Origin of the sequence: Desulfitobacterium sp. THU1, assembly GCF_038181555.1 — a bacterium.
In the GTDB taxonomy this organism is placed as follows: domain Bacteria; phylum Bacillota; class Desulfitobacteriia; order Desulfitobacteriales; family Desulfitobacteriaceae; genus Desulfitobacterium.
This window is the reverse complement of sequence record NZ_JBBWUA010000001.1, coordinates 243,098-267,150: the sequence shown is the minus strand read 5'-3', so window position 1 is coordinate 267,150 and position 24,053 is coordinate 243,098. Positions and strand designations below refer to the sequence as shown.

The 24,053-nt window shown below is 46.7% G+C and carries 16 protein-coding genes; 3 read left to right on the top strand and 13 right to left on the bottom strand.

The window, feature by feature from the left end:
• Nucleotides 1–58: 58 nt before the first annotated feature.
• Nucleotides 59–784, top strand: a complete 726-nt coding sequence (locus tag AAC978_RS01210; RefSeq protein ID WP_341546137.1) for a FadR/GntR family transcriptional regulator — start codon at nt 59–61, stop codon at nt 782–784.
• A gap of 71 nt (nt 785–855) precedes the next feature.
• Here the strand turns inward: AAC978_RS01210 and AAC978_RS01205 are convergent, their stop codons facing one another.
• The 8 genes from AAC978_RS01205 to AAC978_RS01170 form a co-directional block, all read right to left on the bottom strand.
• Nucleotides 856–3,993 carry an efflux RND transporter permease subunit gene (locus tag AAC978_RS01205; RefSeq protein ID WP_341546136.1) on the bottom strand — a complete coding sequence of 1,046 codons (3,138 nt, stop codon included), beginning with the start codon at nt 3,991–3,993 and terminating at the stop codon, nt 856–858.
• On the bottom strand, nt 3,990–5,129 hold the full coding sequence (locus tag AAC978_RS01200; protein WP_341546135.1) for an efflux RND transporter periplasmic adaptor subunit: 1,140 nt from the start codon (nt 5,127–5,129) through the stop codon (nt 3,990–3,992). Before AAC978_RS01200 ends, AAC978_RS01205 begins: the two co-directional genes overlap by 4 nt.
• 72 nt (nt 5,130–5,201) lie before the next feature.
• Nucleotides 5,202–5,777 carry a TetR/AcrR family transcriptional regulator gene (locus tag AAC978_RS01195; RefSeq protein WP_341546134.1) on the bottom strand — a complete coding sequence of 192 codons (576 nt, stop codon included), beginning with the start codon at nt 5,775–5,777 and terminating at the stop codon, nt 5,202–5,204.
• A 363-nt stretch (nt 5,778–6,140) separates the two neighbouring features.
• Nucleotides 6,141–7,433 (bottom strand): DUF445 domain-containing protein, encoded by a 1,293-nt coding sequence (locus AAC978_RS01190; protein ID WP_341546133.1) that lies wholly within the window; start codon nt 7,431–7,433, stop codon nt 6,141–6,143.
• 22 nt (nt 7,434–7,455) lie between these two features.
• Nucleotides 7,456–8,736 carry a DUF445 domain-containing protein gene (locus tag AAC978_RS01185; RefSeq protein ID WP_341546132.1) on the bottom strand — a complete coding sequence of 427 codons (1,281 nt, stop codon included), beginning with the start codon at nt 8,734–8,736 and terminating at the stop codon, nt 7,456–7,458.
• A gap of 126 nt (nt 8,737–8,862) precedes the next feature.
• Nucleotides 8,863–11,352, bottom strand: coding sequence for a S8 family peptidase (locus AAC978_RS01180; protein WP_341546131.1), 2,490 nt, complete (start codon nt 11,350–11,352; stop codon nt 8,863–8,865).
• 8 nt (nt 11,353–11,360) lie between these two features.
• Entirely contained in the window at nt 11,361–12,323 is a 963-nt protein-coding gene (locus AAC978_RS01175; protein WP_341546130.1) for an AAA family ATPase, read from the bottom strand.
• Between the two features lie 323 nt (nt 12,324–12,646).
• Nucleotides 12,647–13,570 carry an MBL fold metallo-hydrolase gene (locus AAC978_RS01170; protein WP_341546129.1) on the bottom strand — a complete coding sequence of 308 codons (924 nt, stop codon included), beginning with the start codon at nt 13,568–13,570 and terminating at the stop codon, nt 12,647–12,649.
• Nucleotides 13,571–13,814: 244 nt separating this feature from the next.
• Between AAC978_RS01170 and AAC978_RS01165 the strand changes: the two genes are divergently transcribed.
• Nucleotides 13,815–13,991 (top strand): hypothetical protein, encoded by a 177-nt coding sequence (locus AAC978_RS01165; protein WP_341546128.1) that lies wholly within the window; start codon nt 13,815–13,817, stop codon nt 13,989–13,991.
• 72 nt (nt 13,992–14,063) lie between these two features.
• Here the strand turns inward: AAC978_RS01165 and AAC978_RS01160 are convergent, their stop codons facing one another.
• The 3 genes from AAC978_RS01160 to AAC978_RS01150 form a co-directional block, all read right to left on the bottom strand.
• A complete protein-coding gene (locus AAC978_RS01160; protein ID WP_341546127.1) occupies nt 14,064–16,172 on the bottom strand; it encodes a heterodisulfide reductase-related iron-sulfur binding cluster in 2,109 nt (702 codons plus the stop codon).
• 52 nt (nt 16,173–16,224) lie between these two features.
• Nucleotides 16,225–17,565, bottom strand: coding sequence for an acetyl-CoA hydrolase/transferase family protein (locus tag AAC978_RS01155; protein WP_341546126.1), 1,341 nt, complete (start codon nt 17,563–17,565; stop codon nt 16,225–16,227).
• Between the two features lie 200 nt (nt 17,566–17,765).
• Complete coding sequence (locus AAC978_RS01150) at nt 17,766–19,541, bottom strand: acyl-CoA dehydrogenase family protein (protein WP_341546125.1); 1,776 nt, start codon at nt 19,539–19,541, stop codon at nt 17,766–17,768.
• 473 nt (nt 19,542–20,014) lie between these two features.
• Here AAC978_RS01150 and AAC978_RS01145 point away from each other — a divergent pair, with 473 nt between their 5' ends.
• Nucleotides 20,015–20,176 (top strand): hypothetical protein, encoded by a 162-nt coding sequence (locus AAC978_RS01145; RefSeq protein WP_341546124.1) that lies wholly within the window; start codon nt 20,015–20,017, stop codon nt 20,174–20,176.
• A 55-nt stretch (nt 20,177–20,231) separates the two neighbouring features.
• Here the strand turns inward: AAC978_RS01145 and AAC978_RS01140 are convergent, their stop codons facing one another.
• Entirely contained in the window at nt 20,232–21,386 is a 1,155-nt protein-coding gene (locus tag AAC978_RS01140) for a thiolase family protein (RefSeq protein ID WP_341546123.1), read from the bottom strand.
• 13 nt (nt 21,387–21,399) lie between these two features.
• Entirely contained in the window at nt 21,400–23,787 is a 2,388-nt protein-coding gene (locus AAC978_RS01135; protein WP_341546122.1) for a 3-hydroxyacyl-CoA dehydrogenase/enoyl-CoA hydratase family protein, read from the bottom strand.
• Between the last annotated feature and the right edge of the window lie 266 nt (nt 23,788–24,053).

Sequence of the window (24,053 nt, the reverse complement as noted above, 5' to 3'; positions counted from 1 at the left end):
TGACATAATGCACTCATGAAAATACGACGCACTTTTTTGAATTTGTGAGGTAGTAAAGATGGATATTCGACCCATTAAGAGTAAACGCACCACGGAAATCATTTTAGAGCAAATCAAGGGCCTCATTGTGAAGGGGGACCTTTGTGCCGGAGATAGGCTTCTTACTGAAAACGAGCTTGCTGAGCGTTTCCAAGTTTCACGCACCTCAGTACGCGAAGCATTAGCAGCTCTTAGCTTAACTGGTATCCTAGAGATTCGCCAAGGCGGGGGCATTTTTGTGAAGGCTAATGCTTCTAACGCCATTATTGAACCGTTGACTTTTATTCTCCTTTTGGAAAAAGATAAACTGCAGAACATTCTCGAGGTTCGTAAGGCTTTAGAGGTGGAAGCTGCCGGCTTAGCTGCTCAGCGCCGCAAGGAAGAGGACCTAGCCATTCTCAAGGATCTTATTGAGCAAATGGAGGCAGACCTACCTGAGGCTAAAAACAGTGAAGCTCTTGATCTTAAGTTCCATCTGACTTTAGCCAAGGCCACCGATAATCCCCTTCTCGATCGGATGATGAATACTGTTCAGGAAATTATGGGACAAACGTTGCAGGTGACGCGTGCTCTGTGGATGTCGGCTACAGCGGGAACCACCGCCCGTCTCTTTGAGGATCACCGCAGCATCTACGAGACGATTCGTGATCAGAATGCTGATCTAGCTCGCCGCTTGACCTATGAGCACCTGCGGAAGGTCGAGCTGGAGTTTAGTAAGTATAAGCATGAGGAGGAAGAAGAGTAGAATGGAAAAATGGCCTAGAATAGCGGTTTGGAGACCGTTGTTCTAGGCCATTTTCGTATCGGTTATATGATTTACGCTTGAACCTCCGCCGATACAGCGGGCACGACTTTTGCTTTGCGCTTGCCTTTGCGCTTTAAGAAGTTTTTGAAGTCGTCGTTCATGGTGTAGATTACGGGGACGAGAATGAGTGTCGAGACCGTGGATAAGGTTAGACCGAAGACTACCACGACGGCCATGGGGGCCATGGTTTCTGAGCCCTCGCCCATGCCTAGGGCCATGGGGATAAGACCTAGGGCTGTGGTCAGTGAGGTCATGATGATGGGGCGCAAACGAACGGGACCGGCGTTTTCAATGGCTTCTTCACGAGCATCCCCCATCTCGAGGCGTTTGTTGATATAGTCAACCAAGACGATGGCATTACTGACCACGATACCTGTGAGTAGAATGAGCCCGATAAAGGCTGGAACACTGATGGAGCTGCCGGTAATAAAGAGTCCCAGCATTCCTCCTGAGAAGCCCATGGGTAGGGAGAAAATAATCGTAAAGGGATGGATCAGGGACTCAAACTGTGCGGCTAGAATCATGTAGACGAGGACGATAGCTAAGACTAATGCCATGCCCAGATCTCCGAAGGATTGCATCATCTCTTCGTTTTCTCCGCCCATTTCATAGACGTAGCCATTGGGTAGTTGGTAGCCATCCAGCTTAGTTTGAATCTGACTGGTAATCCCCGCCAAATCACTACCTACAATATCACTGGTGACCCGCACGACACGAGCTTGGTCTGCCCGCTCAATAGCCGTGGGTCCGCGCTCGATGCTGACTTCAGCAATCTGGCTTAAGGGTATGCTGATACCCAAAGGGGTTGTAATAGGAGTTTGCTCTAAGTTCGCAATAGACTGTTTGAAGGTCTCATCACCTGAGATGACGACGTTAATCTCTTTACCTTCATAGCGATATTGGGTAGCTGTGGTTCCCGAAAGGGTCCCTTTCAGTCCGTTGGCGATTTGATATGCTGTAAGACCATACTTGGAAGCTCTTTCTCGGTCAATGGCGACTTGAACCTCGGGAATCCCTTCGCCCATACTGGTCTTGACTTCCCGCGTGCCCTCCACAGAAGCGACCATGGCCTGAATATCTGTGGCTATCACTTCCAGTTGATCAAGCTCATCTCCTTTGATAGAGATACTAATGGGAGAGGTCGTTCCCATGGACATCATATCGGTGATGGTGACTTCAATCTCGGCACCGGGAATATCCTTCGTCAAGGTCCGCAGTTCCTCAGCTACATCCGTAACGCTGCGATTTCGTTCGGCAAGGGGAATTAACTGAATCATAACGGATCCTGAATTTCCTGATGCATTACCAAAGGTATTGAGTCCGCCCGAGCCGACTTGAGTGAAGGCGGTTTGAACCTCACTGATTCCTTCCAACTGCTTTTCCACTTCGGCAATGACGGCATCCGTATCTTTCAGTTGGGCTCCGTCGGGGAGCTTAACATTGACTGTAAGCTGTCTGGCGTCAGAAGCGGGCATAAATTCTGCTCCGACGAAAAAGGTTGTGGCTCCGGAGAGGATAAAAATCAAAACCGAGCCGATGACAATGGTTTTACGATGGCCGAGGGCATAATGCAGAAAGCGTCGATAGCTTTGTTCCACTCTGCTGAATCCGTTGTCAAAACCTTTGCCAAATCGATCAAAGAGCCCTTTGAGCCCCTTGCGGCCTTCCGGAAGCTCGCCAACCTTCATAATCTGGGCGGATAAAGCGGGAACCAAGGTTAGGGAAACAAGTAGCGATGCTCCTAAGGAAACGCCCACGGTGAGGGCCAGATCCCGGAAGAGGGTTGCTGTCAATCCTTCCACGAAGACGATAGGTAAAAATACCGCAACTGTGGTGAGGGTCGAGGCGGTGATCGCCATGCCAACCTCCGAGACCCCTTTGATGGCAGCTTCAGCTTTGGAGTGTCCCGCTTGTCGGAAGCGGTAAATGTTCTCGAGGGCCACGATATTATCATCGACCAGACGCCCCATAGCTAAGCTTAGTCCACCTAAGGTCATCATATTAATGGTGACATCCAAGAAGTAGAGGCAAGCAAAGGTTGCCATGACGGCGATAGGAATGGCGGTGGCGGTGATAAAAGTGGTACGAAGGTTGTGGAAAAAGATAAAGAGAATGACGATGGCTAAAAGACCGCCAAGAAGGGCTTCACGAGCTACGGTGTCAATGGTTTGTTGAATATACACCGATTCATCGTAGACTACATCCAAGGTCAGATCTGGGTATTCGCCCTTTAATTCATTAATAGCTTGAGTAATATCATCAGCTACGGCGACGGTATTCGTACCGGATTGCTTCTGAATGGAAATGCTCACGCTTTGTACCCCATTGGTACGAGTAATACCAGCTAATTCGGTATGTCCGAGTTCTACATCAGCAATATCCTTCAGGCGAATCTGTCCTCCTGTGTTCAGGGGGATAAGGAGATTTTCAATCTCTTCAAGGGATTGGAATTCTCCCGTGGTACGGATAGTGAGATCCTGATTTCCTTTTTGGACTTCCCCTGCCGGAGAATTAAGGTTCTCCGCCCCAAGGATACCGGCTAAGGTGCTGATGCTGAGCCCATAGCCCTGCATTTTCTCTTGGTGGGTTGATATTTTCACTTCATTTTGGTAACCGCCGCTGATCGAGACAGAGGCAACCCCCTTAACCCGTTCAATACGCGGTTTGACGTCATCTTCAGCTAAGGCTTGCAGCTGCGCCAGATCCGCACTCTCTGAGGCCATAGTCAGCTGCATAATCGGCATCATGGAGATGTCGATTTTGAGAACCATGGGTGAGCTGGCCCCTTCCGGCAGGGCAGCCTTAATCATATCGATCTTTTCGCGCATCTGCAGGGTGGCGAAGTTCATATCGGTTCCTGTTTTAAAGTTGACCATAATGATGGAGGATCCTTCCGTGGTGGTAGAGGTTACCGAGTCAATGTTTTCCACAGAGGAGACGACTCCTTCAATAGGATTGGTAATAAGCTTTTCAATCTCTTGGGGGCCAACTCCCGAGTAATCCGTCATGACAATGGCCATGGGCAGCTCAAACTCCGGGAAAAGGTCAATGGGAAGACGTGACAAGGAAACGGTTCCCAAAAGAATGACAATGAGAACGGTCATAATAATGGTGACAGGGCGTCTGACGGAGGTTTCCGCTAGTTTCAAGATTCATTACCCCCTACCACCTTGACTTTGCTTCCGTGCTCAACCAAGGTTTGCCCTTTAATAATGACTTGTTCGCCGGCTTGCAGTCCGTCGAGGATTTCGACCTCAGCTCCTGTATCTAGGCCGGGGGTTACTTTTTTAGCGACAGCACGCTCTTCTTCAACCACAAAGACAACCGATTCGCCGTTTTTCAAAACGACTGCTTCACTTTGAACAGCGAGGACATTCTCTTTGGTCTCAATGGGAATCTCGACTTTAGCAAACATGCCCGGCTTAACTAGGTTGGCGGGGTTGTCAATGGTCACTTCAACCGGGTAAAGATTGGTCTGGGGATTGGCGGCGGGGGCAAGGCTGGTCAAGGTTCCTTTGAGCTCTTTTTCCCCCGCTGAATTAATGATGATGGTGGATTCTTGCCCAACTTTGAGGGTATTGACGATATTCTCAGGAACGCTCAAGGATACGTAAAGGGCATCCAGCTGGGTGATGGTCACGGCGGCCATAGCCTGCGAAGCCATTTGTCCGACAACCACATTGACAGCCGAGACGGTGCCGGCCACTGGGGCAGTCACCGCCATATCGTTGATGGCCTTTTGAGCTTGAGCTAAGCCGTTCTTAGCTTGTTGCAGCTGGACCTCGACTAATGCCAAGGAATTTTCAGCGGCTGAGGCTTGGCTTTCTGCCCCTTCCATTTGGACCTTGGAAATTGCGCCTGCTTCATAGAGAGCCTTCTGACGTTCCAAATTCGCTTTGGCGGTGTCTACAGAATCCTTAGTCATCTTGTAATTGATCTCGGCACTACGCACTCCAATGGATGCAGAATCTACGGATGATTGCAAGTCACTGGTATCCATTGCGAAAAGCGCTTGACCGGCTTTAACTTGGTCCCCTACTTTGACACTGATGCTTGATACTTCACCGGGCATTTTAGGGATGATGGATACTTCTTGGTCGGAGGTCACTTTGCCGCTGAAGACGGCGCTCTCTACTAGGGTTTTCGTTGCTGCAGATTGGATTCCAACAGGTACATAGGATTCCTCTTCCGTCACTGTGGCGGCCGCTTGGGGGCTACACCCCGCACTCGTAAGGGTTAAACCAAGTACTAGTACATAAGATAATACGCGAAACCTTAGCTTCATATAGTTATAATCCTCCATTTGGGCCAAGCCCTCATTGTTTTAGTTTTTGTCTAATCGGGGTTAGCTTTGATCCTACCGTTTAAGCCCTGAAATCAACAAGTGAGCAATACCGGCATGGTCGACCTCCTCAGGGGCTAAATGATCTCCCAAAAGTTTCTTCATAATATACTGATTCAAGCCACCCATAATTATGGATGTAGCCATCTCTGGATCAAGGTCCGAGCGAATCTCTTGGGATTGTATAGCTTTGCCAACTTCTTCCTCGACGGTCGCAAAAATAGTATTCCAATCCTTCTTGATCTGTTCCTTGGTTTCCTCCGGCAGGGATTGATGGGCCGCGGGCGCATTCATGAGTATGGCATGAGAGGCAATAAAATGTGCATTATGGGCGGATAAATTGCGAATTTTCTCTTCTAGGTTTTGTCCATCAGCCAAAGTGCTAGCCAATCCATCTAGGAATAGCTTTGTGCAATTATGGAGCATCTCTGTAAATAAAGTGTTCTTGCTCTCAAAATACTCATAAATCGTGCCTTTGCCTACTCCTGCTCCTTTTGCAATATCCTCCATTTTGGCCCCTTCAAAGCCCATTTCCGAGATGACTTTAAGGGCAGCCCTGAGGATTTCTAATCGTTTTTCTTCTTTTGCCACTTAGGGGCCCTCCATTTTCGAGTCTTAATAGTCAATAATGTTTATGTTTGCTGAGGCATACTATCAGTGGTGACTGTTTTCTTCTAAAACATCTTCCTCCTCATTATCGGGTAAATTGTGAGTCATGAAATTTTGCACAAATGAACTAATTAAATCATATGTATTATCACTTTTTTCAGAACCGACCGTTCGGTCGGTCCACTATCATATATATCATTCCTAACTAAGCTGGTCAAATAAATTTTTTATTAACGAGAAGGCATCAATACGTAAAGAAGGACTTGGTCATTGCCAAGTCCTTAGAGGACATAACCGCCTATAGCGCTCAACCACTATATAGGCGGGGTTCTTAGGCGGATTAGTTTAGTGGAAAATCTTTAACAAAGGACTATACCCGTAATTCAAAACCACAAAAAGAGCCGCGCCGACTATTCCTCCGACTAAGGAGCCATTGATGCGAATCCATTGGAGATCGTTCCCCGCCTTATCTTCGATAAAACGATTGAGCTCCTCTTCGTTGAGGCTCTGAAGCGTTTCGCGAACGATTTGCCCGATGACAGCATGCTCACTTTGTAACGCTTGGATCAGCATATCTTGAACGAACTGATCTAAGTTATGCTGCAGTGCTGAATCCTCTCTAAACTCTGACCACCACTTCTCAAGGGTCGGTTGCAGGAAGGGTGTGAGTTCTTGACCCGTCGGGAGCTTACCTTCCCGTAAGGACTCGAAGATTTGCTCTAAGAGTATCCTCAAGGGGGCTTCCAGCTTGGTCTCAGTGAAAAAGGTGTTCTTCCAGTTTTCGAGAGTATTTAAGGCATCAACGTCTGTCTCAAGTGCCCCGAGCTTGCCCGCCAAAATCTCCTTAAGCTGACCGCGGACAGCATGGCGGGGCATTTGTAGTTCTCTTAAATGAAGAATTAATTCTATTTGCAGGGCCTCGGCCGCTTCTTCTAGGTTGATACCATCTGTTACCTGGAAAAGACCCAGAATGGTTTTCTGCAGCTTTCCACCGTTGCCCACTTGCTGCTCTTGGATTTGCCCAAGAACTTGGACGAGAATTTCTCGGGCTTGGGGCTGGGTGGCCATATCGAGAACTTTTTCGATTCCTTGATCCAGCAGCTGGTCAAACTCTTGCTTCTCCAGCAAGAGTCTCCCTTGGGCGAGCATGGGTTTGGCTAGACCTGCCGTCAGCATCTTTTCCTTAAGCAGAGCTTCGATTTTGTTACTTAGTTGAGGGATATCAGCCTTTTTGCACCAATGAACAAGCTCTTGGCTCAACCGTTCAGCTAGCCACGGTGCTCCGCCTGACTTCTCGATGGTATTCATAAACCAAGTGCTTAGCTGGAAGCCTTGGATTTTTTGACGCATGAGGTTTTCACTGAGCAGTTCATTTTGGACCATAGCCACGATGGCTTCTGTCATCTTCTCCCGATTACGAGGGATAAGCGCCGTGTGATAGGACCAGCCTAAGGGTTTGCGAAAGAGAGCAGTCACAGCAAACCAGTCGGCAAGTCCGCCTACCAGAGCGGCTTCACTGATAAAGAGAAAAAAGCGCACCCCTTGAGCAGTCGGCCATTGGTATCTTAGCCATAGGGCCAATAGAAATATCAAAAAAACGCTGCCTAAAACTAGATTAGCTTTGCGTTGGTAATTCATACTTGTCCTCCGTGTGTTTCACTTAAAGAAAGCTGCTTATTATATAGATGAGCATGCCAGCGAGGCCGCCGACCACCGAGCCGTTGATTCTGATCATTTGGAGGTCGTCTCCGGCTTTTGATTCGATCAGCTCTACAAGCATTTCGTTAGAGTATTTCTCTAAGCCTTCGTGGACCAGTTGACCAATTTTCTGGTGCTTCGAATTAATGAGGGGGATGATTTTCGCTTGGATATAGGTATTAAAAGCACCCTGTTTTTCGGGATTTCCCTTGAGGGAAGCCATCCTACTCTCTAGGCCATCGAAAAGACGTTCCTCCAGTTTTGCAGTCGTTGCCGTGGGGTCGAGCTTTTCCAGTGAACCCTTGGTGAGCTCTTGCAATAACTTCATCACGGTAGTCGTGGCCCAGTAGCTTGTCTCTTGGCTGGGGGCGTCGGGTTCCTCTCCTGCGGTTAAACGGTATGCTTGGTTCTGCGTCTGTTGCTTGAGCCATTGGCAAACTTCTGCTTGGGTTGTTTCTTCGCCAAGATAATCTGAGATTTGCTTCTGGAGCTTTTGGGCTAAGTCCGAGGACTTGGGCAGAAACATGACGAGGAAGCGCCGAGAGGGGTTCTCACTGATGTAGCGTTCGATGGCATGCTCCAACCAATGAGTTAACCAAAGATGTACCTCTGCTTCTTGTACCCACTGACCAAGAGATATGGCCCCCGTTGCAATTAGCTTCTTGCCCTCTGCGCTTTCCCATAGGTGAAAAAGGACATGTCCCACAATGGGATTAAGCTTTTCCTTTAAGGTTTCTTGCTGAAAAAACGCTTCATTCTCTAGTTTTAAGTCTTCTAAGCTTTGCCAGAGTGGCCCCTGAAGCTGCAATAAAAACTGATTCAAAATGGGTCTTACACGGTCCCGCCCCAAGGCATCCCAGGCTTTTAAGGACGGTGCTGCAAAATCATAGGTTTCCAGCTTCTTCTGTAGGGCTTCTCGCGAAAGAAGTTCATTTTCCACCATATCAGTCAAGGCTTGAAAGATCCGCTCCCGATTCCTAGGGATAATCTCGGTTCGGAAAACTTTTCCCGGTCGGATTCCTAAGGGGCGCCGAAAGAGAGCTTTGACGGCAAACCAATCCGCAAGTCCTCCCACTAAAGCTGCCGTGCAGCCACTGGTGAGAAGTCCTCCCCAAAAGGAGCCTTGAAAAGGGTACACAATAGCTAAGCCCAAGGCGGAGAGGCCAAGGGTGATATTGGCTTTGCGATAAGTTTTGCCACGGATTTTCTTTGTCTGGGTAATGGTTGTTGGCACTTCATTCATACTTTGTTTTCACCTTATTATATTTGTAGACTCTACCTTATCTAGTGAGCATTCTTTAGTATACCATGTTTTTTTAAGAGTATAAAAAAGACCCTTTCCACCGGAAAAGGTCCTAAAGTGGTATTATTATAAAGCAGAAATTTCCGTCTTAATCATAACCTTATTCTTAACCTTTGTAGCGATAGCCGTATATAAGTCAGTTTCATTCCTCGGCGTTTCAACAGTTACAACTAAAGAATACCTTATTTTTGTATGATACTTTCTTAAATTAGTTCTTGTTTTCCACCAACCACCAATAGGATAGATAATAATAAGGTTGCTTTGACTAAGTTGACCTGCATCCCCTTCCCAAATATCAGAATGAATAGATCCCACGTTCCTATTGTTTACTCCTAGCGTCCAACGGCTACTATCATTTTTTACATCACCTTTATCATTTTCATCCTCTCGCATAGCTTTGCTAATTCTTTTAAGAAAATCTTCACGATTCTCTGTGGGGTTATTTACATCAAATAGTAAGCCACACGATGGATATCGATATTTATCCTTCCAGCCTATCTCCCCAGGTCCCGGTTCAATAAAATAAGACAATGTTACTCTCATTCGCACAGGGATATTCCCTAGATCAAGCAATAAATCGTTCGGCCATGGTAATTCATGGATGTGCATTTCATTGGATGTAATGCCTGTTTGTTTTTTGATAAATGGCTGCAGCTCATCTTCGATTATCAGATTCACACTGTTGCTAGCACTCCAAACCGCTTTTTCCAGACTAGGAACCCCATATCCACATATTCGCAGTAGATTGCGGTAATCATTCTTGGTTGGCTTATCTTTTCTCAAAATCCTCTTCTTCATTGCTGGAGTCCAATCTGCTGAATGAATCATCAAAGCCCGTATCGTCTCTGGCCAAAGATCCGGATAATAATGCTGGATCTGAGCGGACATCCAAGCCGCTTGGGCTGTCGCCGAACTGGTCATACTGATTGTATCGAGAGGTTTGCCTAACAAGAAATTACGATTTGTCGTTAGTAGTTGAAAATCTGCTGCCTCGCTCAGACCTTCTTGTTCATGAAAGGCTAGATTCCCGCCTTCCAGTACTATATCTGGCTTAATTGGCCATTTCTTATCCCATGTAATCGATGATGAAGTGAATGGAGAAAAATCACCGCAATTAGCTAATGGAGAAAATCCCTCATACAGAGGATCGTCAATCGATATCTTTTCCGTGTACGCCCCCACAGTAATCGCGTTCCATGCTTGTCCCGGATCTTCAACCGAGTGGTTCATAACGGCAACTTCAAAGTCTCCTGCCTCAGCAATTTCTCCAATTTCAGTATTACCTGCTGAAACATACATCAATCTACTAATATTTTTCTCGGTGGCCCCAGAGATTATTGAATCGAGTGCTCCTGACCAAGAAGTAGGTCTACCATCTTTCAGCAAATCTGAATCTGAGGTTATAGCCATACATATGGATCGATTCGTATTTGGTTTTTCTATTTCTGCAAGATTAATTGCTCTGGCAGTAATATCGCCATATAACTCTTTATCATTATCTGTAGGTTTGTTCATAATTTTTACAGACTCAAGGAAATGGTGAATATTAATTGTATCACTACCATCCAGCAGCTTTTCCAAATTAAAGTAGGCAGCGATTCCGGCTATATTCGTCCCATGTCCGTCTCTATCATCTTTTCCTCGCTCTGGTTCGACTGTATGCATGTCATTATCACTAAGGACTGACGATAAAAGCGGATGCCCATTATTAACACCCGTATCTAATATACAAACTGATGTATCTGACTGACCGGAAAGGTCTATTCTGTTGACAAATTCTTGAATCCATTCTCTCTGTTCACTTGCATGTAAATCTACAAAAAAACTAACCGGAGATTGCATCTTCCGTATCTCTGCAATTCTCGGACTGGCCAGCAGTAATAAAGACAGATGACTGGTATTGACATATATTCCGACAACAACTCTTTCCGGAAATACAATTCTTTGTTCTTTGTGCGGTATTCCATTTTCACCGCATATATTAAAAAAATCCTCTACAATCGTATCAGGATTTTCTTCTACTCCACACCGTAACCAGACTTCACACCATACGGCTTCATCTGTTGGGATAGAGTTTTTATTTCCTACCCACAAAGCTTCCACAAACGCATTATTTATACTTTCTATTGTCCCAATTACTTGAGCCTCTTTTTCCGTCTCTTTATACTTATTAACCTTATCAAGGAAAAAACTTTTCTTGGCATTTGGAACAAAAACAGTTGCACATACTGTACCGGTTTCTTCAGTCCGGACGTTTAGCAACCTTACCTTTTGTCTAACATCTTCCAGACTTTTCGTCAGTAAATCATATCCCTCTTTACCTCTTATCTCTAGATACACGCCTTCCCTTCCAGTAGCAGAAACAACAGTTCTATCTGCATATTCGCGCTCAGCTCTTTCCCACGCCGCATTAAACTGTTCCTGAATGAATTCTCCATGGCTGATTCTGCTCTTTCTAATGGGATAATTTCCCCCACCGCGACCCACAGAAGCAGGTGTATATTTCAACCCCTGCCCCTTCTCTTCAATATAAATATTTCTTAAATTTCTCGCCATTTAATCAATTAGGCCCCCTTATATCTGTATAGGTTTTTCCTATCTTGAATATAAGTTAGTACAAGCTCTTTGGAAATATCTTTTACATCGAGGATAGAAAACTTAATAGCATCTTCACAAATCTTTACGATATCCGCATGATTCAATCCACTAGCTGCAAGGTAAACCTCATCTATGAAAGTATCATTTGAGGCGAATCCTTTTAACTTCATCTTAAATAATTTTTCTATCTGTGCTATATCCGGTAAGCTATACTCTAGAATATCATCAAATCTTCTAAACAAGGCCTTATCTAATATTGTAGGGTTATTCGTGGCTGCAATAATGATGCTGTATGAATCATCATTTTCCAGATACTGCAAAAAAGAATTAAGGATTCTTCTCATTTCCCCCACATCATTATCTAGGCTTCTGTCAGAACCAATAGCATCAAATTCGTCAAATAAATATATTCCTTGAACTTCATAAATCTGATCAAAAACCTGCCTTAATCTTATGCTTGTTTCACCCATATATTTTGTAACAAGTTTGTCTATTTGTATAACATACAACGGTAAATCTAACTCCGTCGCCAATACGGATGCTGTCATCGTCTTTCCTGTTCCGGGCTCTCCAGTAATCAACAACTTGCTGCGGTTTTTAAGGCCATTTTTTCGAAGTAGTTCCTTCTTCTTATACTCATGAATGATCCTCTTTATCTTAGCTTGCAAATCTTCCGTCAAAACCAGATCGCTAAAAACAGCTTCACTGGATTTTGGTTCCAAGATACTATTCTTATTATTAAGTTTAGCTATTTTATTCTTAGAACTATATTTGGGATTTTGTACAATTTCCCTAATCTCTCTTGCACTGGCAGTATGTCCTATTTTCGCCTCGTGGGCACCTATTTGAAGCGCAATCGTTTTAAACTTTTCTTGATCATTTTCAAAGTTCGCTCGTAACAAGGCCTTCACTTGCTCGATCGTTGCCATACTGTTCACCCCTTTGCAATAGTCAGTCGTATTTTATAACTGAACTATATAAACAACAATAATCACCTTATAAGAATCGTCAGAACGCATGTTTGCATAGAATATTCTACTATTCATTTGGAAAATCCTTTAAAATTTTTATAGAAAGCATATTAATATATATGTCAAAACAAACTGCCGAGATACACTAAAAGTACTTTCCCTTGTAGCTTTTCCTTTTTTAAGTATCTTTAAAGATGAATGAGCCCCCAAATCCCTTCTTTTTCACAATCAAGGGCTCCGAGGGCTTACTCCATAACATTTCATTTTTCATTTATGAAAGATTACCTGATAGAGTATAATGGATTGGGGTTTCCCTTGTTCTTTAAGGTTTCCCAGCCATACATATAATGCATATGGATAAAGGCAACCATGGGGTCAAACTTACCTTTGCTTAAGCTGACGGCTTTTGCAAAGATGGATTCATCGGGGATATAAGCTTCGACCTGTCTGAGGATTTGGTTGCGAATCTCTTGGCAACGGGATTCCGGGGATCTCCGAGTCAGGCCATGGGCTGGCAAGTAGGCTTTTGCCCCGAGAGCTTCTATCCGTTCCAAAGCGCGAAGATAACTGGGCAAGCCACTGACTAATTCACCATTCTCCAGCCAGGTTCCCGGATAGGGGACCACATCGGGCAGTAGTGAATCTCCGGAAAAGAGCAATCCCAGGTCTTCTTCATAGTAGGAAAGATGGCCTGCGGTATGACCCGGTGTCAGTATAGTTTTCAGGGTGTAATTACCGGCCTGAATGACAGCACCGACGTCGATCTTTTCCACTCCCTCTGGCAGGGTTGAAAAAAAGCTTAGCCTCTTATTGGATTTTAAGATCATCGTCAACTGCTCTTGGGGCACCCCCCAGGCCTTTGCAGCGTAATTTTCATAGATCTTAAAGCTCTTACCGCTACTAAAGTCGACCCATTCTTCATAATCCCGTTTACCGATGAGAATGCGCGTCCCATCTTTTCTTAAGCTTTCTGCTCCCCCGGCATGGTCCACATGCCAATGGGTCAGGAGAACTTGTTCGAGGCGTGGGATGCCTAATTCCTTAAGCGCTTCTTGAATCGCTTGGTATACCTCGGGATCATTAGTACCCGTATCAATCATGGTGGGCACCTTACCACGGAAAATATAGAGATTCACCTTGTTGATATTTAGCTTCACTGAAACCTCGAGGCAAAAGATTTCAGGAGCAATTTCTCTTAATACCATGTCTATCCCCTCTAATTTCACTACTTAATATCTCTTCAAACAAAGATGGACCATCTTACCACTACTTTAGGAGCCATCTACTAACTATCTTTGCGAGCTATCTTACTGGCAATATTCCAAACTATCTATATCATAAACTTTCTTCAGTAATCTGTCTATTTGTGCCAACTTCCAACCTGTAGTAAAATCAACCTATCAACCTATAAAAATATATATCCTAATTTTCTAAGGAGGCCTTTCTTCAATGACTTTGGACGCTTTACACCAATCTGACCAGCTTAAAGAAGATCAGCTTAAGGATGATCTAAAAGTAAACCATTCTTTTCAAGTGGTCTGCTCTGAGTGCCACAGAACCATCATCTTTTCTGGCAAGGGCGGGGAAGTTCACTTTATAACCTGTGATCAGTGCGAAGGACTTTAAGAGGAGACGGTCATGAATCCATGACCGTCTCTTTTTTCTTACTACACATGACCATTCCTTACATTCACTTACCTAGATCTTTTGGGCAAGGATTTCGGCTATATCCAAGGCTTTGGTCTTTGCGGCGGCTTCTTCCTTGGCATTGAGGCCGTCATTGAACATGGTTAGACAGAAGGGGCAGGCCGTGCCGACGATCTCAGCTCCCGTAGCTAATGCTTCCTCCGTGCGTAGCTCATTGATGCGCTCGCCTTCATGCTCTTCCAGCCACATGCGACCGCCACCGGCACCGCAGCAGAAGCTCTTCTCCTTAGTTCTTTTCATTTCGATGACCTTTAAGCCGGCCTTTTTAAGGATTTCCCGCGGTTCGCTGTAGATCTTATTATAGCGTCCTAAGTAGCAAGAGTCATGATAGGTCATCCGGAGCTGGAGTTCTTCTCCCCTACTTTCCCCGTCATTAAGATTCTCCCCGTCACTAAGCCTAAGTCTGCCGCTATCTATAAGTTCTTTGAGGTAGGTTGTATGATGAACAACCTCAAACTTTCCACCTAATTGTGGGTAATCATGGCTGAGAGTTTGAAAGCAGTGAGGACATTGCGTAATGACTTTTTTCACGCCGTATCCCTTCATGACTTCTATGTTTTCAGCGGCTAAGGTCTGGTAGAGAAATTCGTTACCTAGCTTGCGGGCAGAGTCTCCGCAGCATTTTTCCTCATTGCCTAGAATAGCAAAGTTCACCTTAGCTGCTCGAAGCAATTTGACCAAAGCAGCCGAAACCTTTTGATTGCGAGCATCGAAGGCCCCGGAGCAACCTGGCCAGTAGAGAATTTCCGCCTCAGGGTTCTCCACAAGTGTCGGGACCTCCAATCCCTTCAGGAATTCTTCCCGTTTATTCCAACCGATACCCCAAGGGTTGCCATTGTTCTCCATGTTGCGGAAGGCAAGCTGGGCTTCACTGGGGAAACGGGATTCCATAAGCACAAGATTTCTTCTCATTTCCACGGTTTTATCGACATGCTCGACAAAAACGGGACATTGCTGTTCGCAAGAGCGGCAGGTAGTGCAATCCCAAATATCTTGTTCGGCGATGACGTCACCTATCAATGCGCGTCCAGGTGGAATTTCCAAGGCAGCTGTTCCATCAACAGTAGCTGCTGCTTCACCGGAAGCCACTACTCCTTCTTGCTTGGCAGAGTGTTTGGCTTCCTTTTTCGCTTGGCAAACCGCGTGATACTCTTCTGCCGCTCGACCTTTGATATCTTGGATGGTCTGCTTCGGGTTGAGATGCTTACCACTGACATAGGCAGGACAGTCTTCTTGACAACGTCCGCAACGAATACAGACATCTGAGTTGAAGATGGCTTTCCAAGAGAGTTGCTTGAATTCACTTAAGCCGAAGGTCTCTTGGGATTCATCTTCAAAATCGATAAGCTCCGGAACACCGACGGGGCCCCGCTGACGGAGAAATTGGTTGATCGGCCCCAAGACGATGTGAAAAAGTTTGGAGTAGGGCAGATAGGCGATGAAGGCAAAGGCTATTAGCATGTGAAACCACCAGGTGTATTTATGCATAGCCAGCAACTGCTCTTGGCTAAATATGGCTTGGAGGGGTTCAATCATCCAGTAGCCTGCAAATCCATAGGTGGCCCAAGGATCGTGCTCACTGGCCATTCGGAATCCTTGGAGAAAGAAACCTGTGACTAAGATCATTAAAATCAAGGTCAAGGCTAGGAGATCGTCTTTTTGGTTATCGAGTTTAGCGGGACGTTTGCTATAACGTCGGTAGAAGAGATAGAGGACCCCGATCATGGCCAGCAGCCCAAAGAGGTTGGTGGTTATCTTTATAAAGATATACAAAGCTCCTTGGAAAATATTAATCCCGAAATCTGCTTGTAAGGTAATCATCGCTGTGGCAAAGAAGAGGAAAATAAACCCTACGAGGAGCGCCAGATGCATAACCCCCGGGGTAAAATCCTTCAGAATCCGCTTGTGGCCAAAGCCATATATAAAAATGTCTTTTACCCCTTGCCAGCCAGCACTCCAGCGGTTCTCAGGCTGCCCGACTTTCCAAAGGCGGTACCGTCGGACAATCCCAAAAGCAAAAATCCCTAGCATGATTGCTGCAAAGAAATACATGATGAGATGTCCATCAATATTCCAATAAATCTCCCGAGTAGGGGTCATCTTTCCCTTCCTCCTTTTGCCAGCTTAACTTGATACTTTTTTATCTCGCTAATTATTTATTGGATCTTCTCCAAATCTGTAGCTTTTCAGCTTCTTTAATGAGCTCCTCCCGGAAATCGGGGTGAGCCAGGTTGATGAGTCGCTCTGCTCGTTGCCAGGTGGTGGCCCCTTTTAAGTTAGCTTTACCGTATTCGGTCGCCACATATTGCACCATGGGGCGGGTATCGGTGACGACTGCACCTTCCGTCAAGAGAGGACGGATCCGCGAGTGTTGTTTCCCTTCTGCACAAGTAAAGGTGGATTCCATACAAATAAAGCTGCGCCCACCTTTGGAGTTATAGGCTGCATCGACAAAATCTAATTGTCCCCCGGCGCCGCTGATCATGCGCGGTCCGATGGTTTCTGAGCACACTTGCCCGGAGAGGTCGATTTCTAAAGCATTATTAATCGAGACTAAATTGTCGTTACGGCTGGCAATATAGCGGTCGTTGGTATAGTCCACGGGATAGCCTGCTACTTGAGGGTTGTTATCGATGAAATCATAGAGCTTTTGGGTCCCGCCGGCGAAGGTATAAACCATTCTCCCCCGGTCGATTTGTTTTTTGCGACAGGAGATACGCCCGGCATTCCACATATCTACATAGCTATCGACCAGCATTTCCGTGTGCACCCCAAGATCCTTTAAGTCGGACTCAGCAATCATCTGACCCAGCGCATTGGGCATAGCCCCGATTCCTAATTGGATGCAATCCCCATCGCGAAGATCCTCGAGAACATATTGGGCTATTTTACGATCGACACTTGAAACGGGAGTTGAGGGGATTTGTGGCATCCCAGTATGGCCACCTTCGACGATGTAATCGACTTCGGAAACATGAAGGTAGTTGCCATACCCGCCATGGGCAATGGGCATATCTTCGTTGATTTCGACGATCACTGTCTTAGCTCGATCTGCGGATGCCCGATAGTGGGAAATCGTGGGGCCCAGGTTAAAGTTCCCATGCTGATCCATAGGGCTTACTTGAACCATAAGAACGTCGACGTGGCTGAGATTTTCTAAAATATAGCGTGGTACTTCTGAGTACCTTAAGGGAACATAGAAAGCTCGACCCATTTCATAGTATTTGCGGTCAATGGCGCTAAAGTGCACACAATCCCAGGTAAAATGCTCGCCGCGAGGATCTGCTTTAACCACGGCATGAGGCCGCATGCTCACTCCGGCTAAGAGTTGAATATCTTTGAGTTCAGGTGTCCGCTTGGCTAATGCCATATCGAGTACAGGTAAGGTATTAGCAGCATAGGAGTAAATGATCCAATCCCCACTCTTGATTGCTCTGACAGCTTGATCCGGAGTGCACAGCTTTTTACCGTATTCTTTAACCCATGTGGACATAATAAGTCCTCCCCACTATTTTTTATCCTCCCCACTATGAATCCTTATTCCATCCGAACTCATTTTTATCTAAAAATAAATTATACTTAGGAAAATATACTTAGGAAAACATTTTGTAAAGGAAGTCTTGACTATTCCTACATTTATTCATGAGCATAGCTATCTAATCAAGATATTCCTTTTCAACTGCTTTCAAAAGCTTAACGTATAGGGTACTTGCCCTTTTCGACCACAAGCTTGGCAATCTCTTGACGAAGCCCAATCATATCAACATTAGGGCGACGAACAAGCTTGCGAATTCCTGCCAAAACAGTGCTTAAAGAATCTCCTTGTTCTGCGGCGCAAATGACTTCTTTAGCATGTTGTTCGATCATGTTCATTGCACTATAGGCTCCTAGGGTAGCCGCCTTTTCCACAAAGAGCTTGTGGTCATCGGTGACATCCATCTCTTGAACCTTCAAGGCGCGGAGAACGCCACTTTCCATAGCATAAACTTGGAGAACCATCTCAGCTAAACCAAGAAGAACATATTGGTTGTCTTTGAGTTCCATCCCAAGGTTTTGGGCAGCAATTCCCGAGGCCATCAAGCATAGTTTCTTTGCTTTTTGGGTCATATCCAGAAGGGCGGCTAATCCCTCTTCCTCTGATCCTAGGCCGGAAGACATCAAGTCTTTGCTGACATTCTTTGCCGCAGCCAGGAGAGGCAGTTCACCACTCATCGCTCGTTTGAGCAAGGTCCCCGGAACCAGTAAGCGATTGATCTCGTTAGTTCCCTCAAAGAGACGGTTGATGCGGGAATCCCGATACATGCGCTCTATGGGATATTCGGCGATAAAGCCATATCCTCCATGAACTTGCACCCCTTCATCCACAGCTAGATCTAAGACCTCTGAAGCGATGACTTTGTTTAAGGAGCACTCAACAGCATGCTCTTCAAGAGCTTTACCGGCTTCTTTACGACAATCTCCGGTCACATCCAAATCTTTGCAAGCTTCTTCCATTAGGCCGGCAGTACGGTAGACCACACTCTCAGCGAGATAGGTTCGGGTCGCAATTTCGGCAAATTTCGTTTGAATCGCCCCGAAGGAGTTTAGGGGAACGCCAAATTGCTTACGCTCTTCCGCGTATTTAAGGGTGACTTCTAAAGCGAGCTGAGCACTACCGATAGCAGCGGCAGCCAGTTTGAAGCGTCCAACATTCAAGATATTAAAGGCAACCACATGCCCGCGTCCTAATTCTCCGACGACATTCTCAACCGGCACTGCCACATCTTCAAGGATGACTTGACGGGTGGAGGAACCTTTAATGCCCATTTTCTTTTCTTCCGGACCGAAGGAAACACCGGGCATAGTCCGCTCTACGATAAAATTGGTGAGCTTGCCATCGACTTTTGCATAGACGAGAAAGATGTCTGCAAAGCCTGCGTTGGTAATGAATTGCTTGGTTCCATTGAGGATATAATGAGTACCTTCGGCATTAAGAACGGCTGTGGCCTTAGCACCCAGAGCATCCGAACCGGAGCCGGGCTCAGTGAGGCAGTACGCTGCGATGGTCTCTCCGGAGGCGAGGCCGGGAAGATATTTAGCCTTTTGTTCCGGTGTGCCAAAGTAAACGATCGGAAGGGTACCGATTCCAGTATGAGCAGCGAAGGCTACGGCGAAGGAAGCTCCTCGGGGAACTTCTTCACCCACCACCACAGTGGAGTATTTATCCATGCTCATGCCGCCAAATTCCTCAGGAACCTCTAAGCCGAGAAGTCCCAGCTCACCCGCTTGGGCCATAAAACTGCGGATAAGTCCGTCTTCTTGCTCCTCGAGGGCTTCGATCTTAGGGGCAATTTCTTTTTCCACGAAGCTGCGGGTCATTTTTTTGAGCTGTAGATGATCCTCGTTTAATTCCTCGGGAGTGAATACTTGGTCAGGGGTTATTTCGGCGAGTAGGAAGCCGCCGCCTTTAAGGGCTAAGTCTAAGTCCATCGTTATTTCTCCTCTCTCAATCTAAGATTATTTGGGGTCGCTCTATCTTTTGGGTTTGCGTTTGAGGTGTTCTTTGTCTGGGTAGCAGTTTTTTGCTTGGGTCGCTACTTCTTTACTGGGGTCAGGTAGCTTTTCGCACATCATTCACTCAGTAGCTCCAGGGCTATCCCATTCGCTTCTATGGGAGCTACGCCAAACCCCGCTGCTTACTGCAAGTGAACCAGTGGCTTCGCAATCCCCAAAGAAGCCTCATGCGATGTACCGCCCCTCCGCTAAAATCGTTCACTATTGTGCGAAAAGCTACGCTTATTCTGCACTTTATATGATTGCTTTTCTTTGAGGGTTGGGACAAAGAGACAAGTCACCTGTCTCAGCAAAAATCATGACATCTTGAATTCTGTGCGTTACATGAACGCTAGACATGAAATCTGTAACATGTTCCCATCCGTAGCTTATAAGAAAGCCCAAGGATTTTGCTTGACAGCAGAGAACGGCTTCTAAGCGAGCAGTTACCCGTTCTTCGCGAAAAGCTTTCAGCGGAGTCGGGTTGGAAACAGGACGTTTCCAACCCGCTAGAGAGCCATGGATGGCGATTTAGCGGGGAACCCGATGGAGCGGAGAGCTTGAGCGATTAGAACGGGTACGCGCAGCTTATAGAGTGAACGCGGCAAGCAAAATCCTGGAGAACTGTTACAGTAGCTCAAAGACCCCAGCGGCACCCATACCGCCTCCGATACACATGGTAACCATGCCGTATTTGAGTCCGCGACGTTTCATTTCATGGAGTAGGGTGGCGGTTAGTTTGGCGCCAGTGCAGCCGAGGGGGTGGCCGAAGGCAATGGCTCCACCGTTGGGGTTGACTTTGGCGGGGTCAATGCCAAGTGTCTTGATGATGGCGAGGGATTGGGCGGCGAAGGCTTCGTTAAGCTCGAAGAGGTCGATTTGGTCGAGGGTTAAACCCACCTGCTTGAGGACTTTGGGGATGGCCTTGATCGGTCCGATGCCCATGAGTTCCGGCTCGACACCGGCGACGGCGAAGCCTCGCCAGAGAGCTAGGGGTTTGAGTTCAAGTTCCTTCACTTTGTTTTCGGACATAAGCAGGGTTATCGCAGCGCCGTCACTGGTTTGGGAAGAGTTCCCCGCCGTGACACAGCCACCGTTTTTAAAGACGGGTTTCAGCTTGCCGAGGGATTCTACAGTGCCCTCTGGGCGGATTCCCTCGTCTTTACTGAACCATACCTCCCCTTTTTTACCGCTGGAGATGAGGACGGGAACGATCTCTTCGTCAAAACGTCCACTAACCTGAGCAGCGTGAGCTTTTTGATGGCTGGCTACAGCAAACTCATCTTGTTGCTCTCGGGTGATCTCATATTTTTTGGCTACATTTTCAGCGGTTAGTCCCATAGAAAGGTAGACTTCCGGATGATACTGCATCATGTAGGGATTGGGAGCAGGCTTGCTACCACCCAAGGGTACTGCCGACATGCTTTCTGCACCTCCGGCCAACATTGCCTCGGCTTCTCCCAAACGGATTCTGTCTGCAGCTAAAGAGATGGCCTGGAGTCCTGAGGAGCAAAAGCGATTGATGGTGAGCCCTGAGACATCAATGGGGAGTCCTGCGCGCAGGGCCATAACCCGAGCCATGTTCATCCCTTGCTCTCCTTCAGGAAAGGAACAGCCGATGACACAATCATCAATATTAACAGGATTTAAGTTGGGAGCACTTTTTAAAACAGCTTGGATGACAAACGCTCCTAGATCATCAGGTCGCATATGGGCTAAGGAACCCTTGCCGGATTTGCCGATGGCTGTACGTTTGGCTTCAATAATCAAAGCTTCTTTCATTGTCCTTCACCTCCTAATTCCTTAATGGCTTGTTTTTGGTGAGCATATGCCGAATGCGATCCAGCGTCTTGGGTTCTCCGGCTAGGCTTAAGAAGGTTTCTCTTTCGAGATCGAGGAGGTATTGCTCATCCACTAAGGTTCCGGCAAGGACATCGCCACCGGTCATGGCATAAGCGAGCTTCTTTCCTAAGTGTGCATCATACTCAGAGATGAAACGTCCTTCCTGCATACCGTACAGCGCCATCTCTAGGAAAGCGCGAACTCCGGGCCCTGCTGCCTTGGCCTTCTGGGGAAGGTTGGGGCGGAAGTTTCTTGCTAAATCGATGACACGAGCTTTGGCATCAAGCAGGACATGATCAGCATTCATACTATAGCGATCGCTATCTCTTAAGAAGCCTAGTTTTCTAGCCATTTCTGCACTGGTGGACACTTGGGCCATTGCTACGACTTCAAAGCGTTTGGCGAAGAAATAGTCGGGGGCCACGACAACACCGGGGAGAATTCCTTCCATAGCGCGCAGGGCCATTTCCTTAGTTCCACCGCCACCGGGGATCAGCCCTACGCCAAGCTCGACGAGACCCATGTAGGTTTCGGCAGCCGGTTGGATGGCATGAGAATGGAGACAAACCTCAGCACCACCGCCGAGGGTCATACCATAGGGTGCAGCAACTACAGGCTTTTTTGCGTATTTCAGAGCCATAGTGCCTCTTTGGAATTCGCCAACCATAAGATCTAAGTCATCCCAATTGCCTTCTTCTGCTTCCATCATAATCAGCATGAGATTAGCACCGACAGCAAAATTTTTGCCTTGGCTACCGATCACCATACCCAAATAATTTTTCTCCACTTCCGCTAGGGATTTGTGGATCATATTCATGATATCGCCGCCGATGGAGTTGTTGGGGGAATGGAATTCTAGACAGGCCACTCCGTCACCCATATCAACTAAGCTGGCACCGGAGTTGCCGAAGATTTTCTTGCCTTGCTTATGGGCTTGTTTGAGAGAAAAGGCGTAAGGGCTAGCCACTCTCTCTGCATACTCTCCCTCAGCATAGTAGAGGGTGTCGCCGCTCTCGGTCTTTTGATAGAAGCTATCTTTACCTTCGGCCAGGAGTTTTTCTACAATCTCAGGTAAGATGCCCCCTTCAGCACGGATGCGCTCCGCCGTTGCTTTTACCCCTAAGGCATCCCAAGTCTCAAAGGGACCCATTTCCCAGTTGAAGCCCAGCTTCATGCCCTCATCGATGGCGGTGATATCCTCGGCAATTTGGGGAGCTAAGCGGGCCGCATAAAGGAGAACTTCTTTTAGGACTTGCCAGGCGAAAACTGCACCGGGATCTTTGCCGTTGACTATGGTCCTCAGCTTATCTTTAAGACTGCCTGCATTCTTGGCTTTATCCAAGCAAGCAAATTGAACCCTTTTCTTAGGGACATACTCCATGGTATGGGGGTCAAGAACCAAGATCTCTTTGCCTTCTGTTGTTTTGGCCTTCTTATAGAAGCCTTGCCTAGTCTTATCGCCGAGCCAGCCGTTCTTAAGCATAGTGTGAATGAATTCCGGCATGACGAAGAATTCTTTCTCTTCGGGAACATTATCCCCGACGTTATTGGCTACATGGACGAAGGTATCTAAGCCCACCATATCTACGGTGCGGAAGGAGGCGGACTTCGGTCGCCCCATGACCGGACCGGTTAAGGCATCGACTTCATCGATGGTTAAGCCGGAGCGTAGCATTTCTTTCAGGGTTGCGGATAATCCGAAGACGCCGATGCGGTTGGCAATGAAGTTAGGAGTATCCTTGGCATAGACGACCCCTTTGCCCAGTACTCGCTCGGCAAACTCAGCCATCTCCTCAATGACTGCAGGATCGGTGTTGGGCCCCGGAATCAATTCGAAGAGCTTCATGTAGCGCGGGGGGTTAAAGAAGTGTGTTCCTAAAAAATTCTTCGTAAATTCTTCAGGAAGTCCCTCCGCCATTGCTTTTAAGGAAATACCGGAGGTGTTGGAGGTTACAATAGTTCCGGGACGGACAGCTTGAGCTACCTTCTTAAAGAGGTCGATCTTAATGTCTAAGCGTTCCACAACGACTTCGATAACCCAGTCCACTTCCTTTAAGCGGGATAGATCATCCGCAAAGTTCCCGACCTCGATGCGATCAGCAAATTCCGGAACAAACAGAGGAGCAGGACTCATCTTAAGTAGCTTGGCTTTATTGGCTGCGGCAATACGATTTCTTACTTTGGGGGATTCTAAGGTCAGCCCGGCTATCTCTTCCTCGGGCAGTATACTGGAAGGCACGATGTCCAGTAGTAGACTGGGAATTCCGGCATTGGCGAGGTGGGCTGCGATGGTGCTTCCCATTACTCCTGAGCCTAAAACCGCCACCTTGTATATGGGCATATTCATCCTCCTTCTCTCATTAGGTACTGTTTTTCTCTATACTTTTTTAACTTAAGCCTTCTCTCAAAAATTCATCTCATAACGGAGGTCTATTTCTGTCTATTGTTTATATTTAGAATATTCAGTCTTTTAGAGGCGGAGAAAACCCTTTCTCTCAGGCTTTCAAATCAATCATCACTCGTCAAGTCTCACTCTTTTATCTGCGTTGTCTACCCGTAATCTGCTTTTACTGCTTTTACCGTTCCTGCTTCACCTACTGCTGCTGT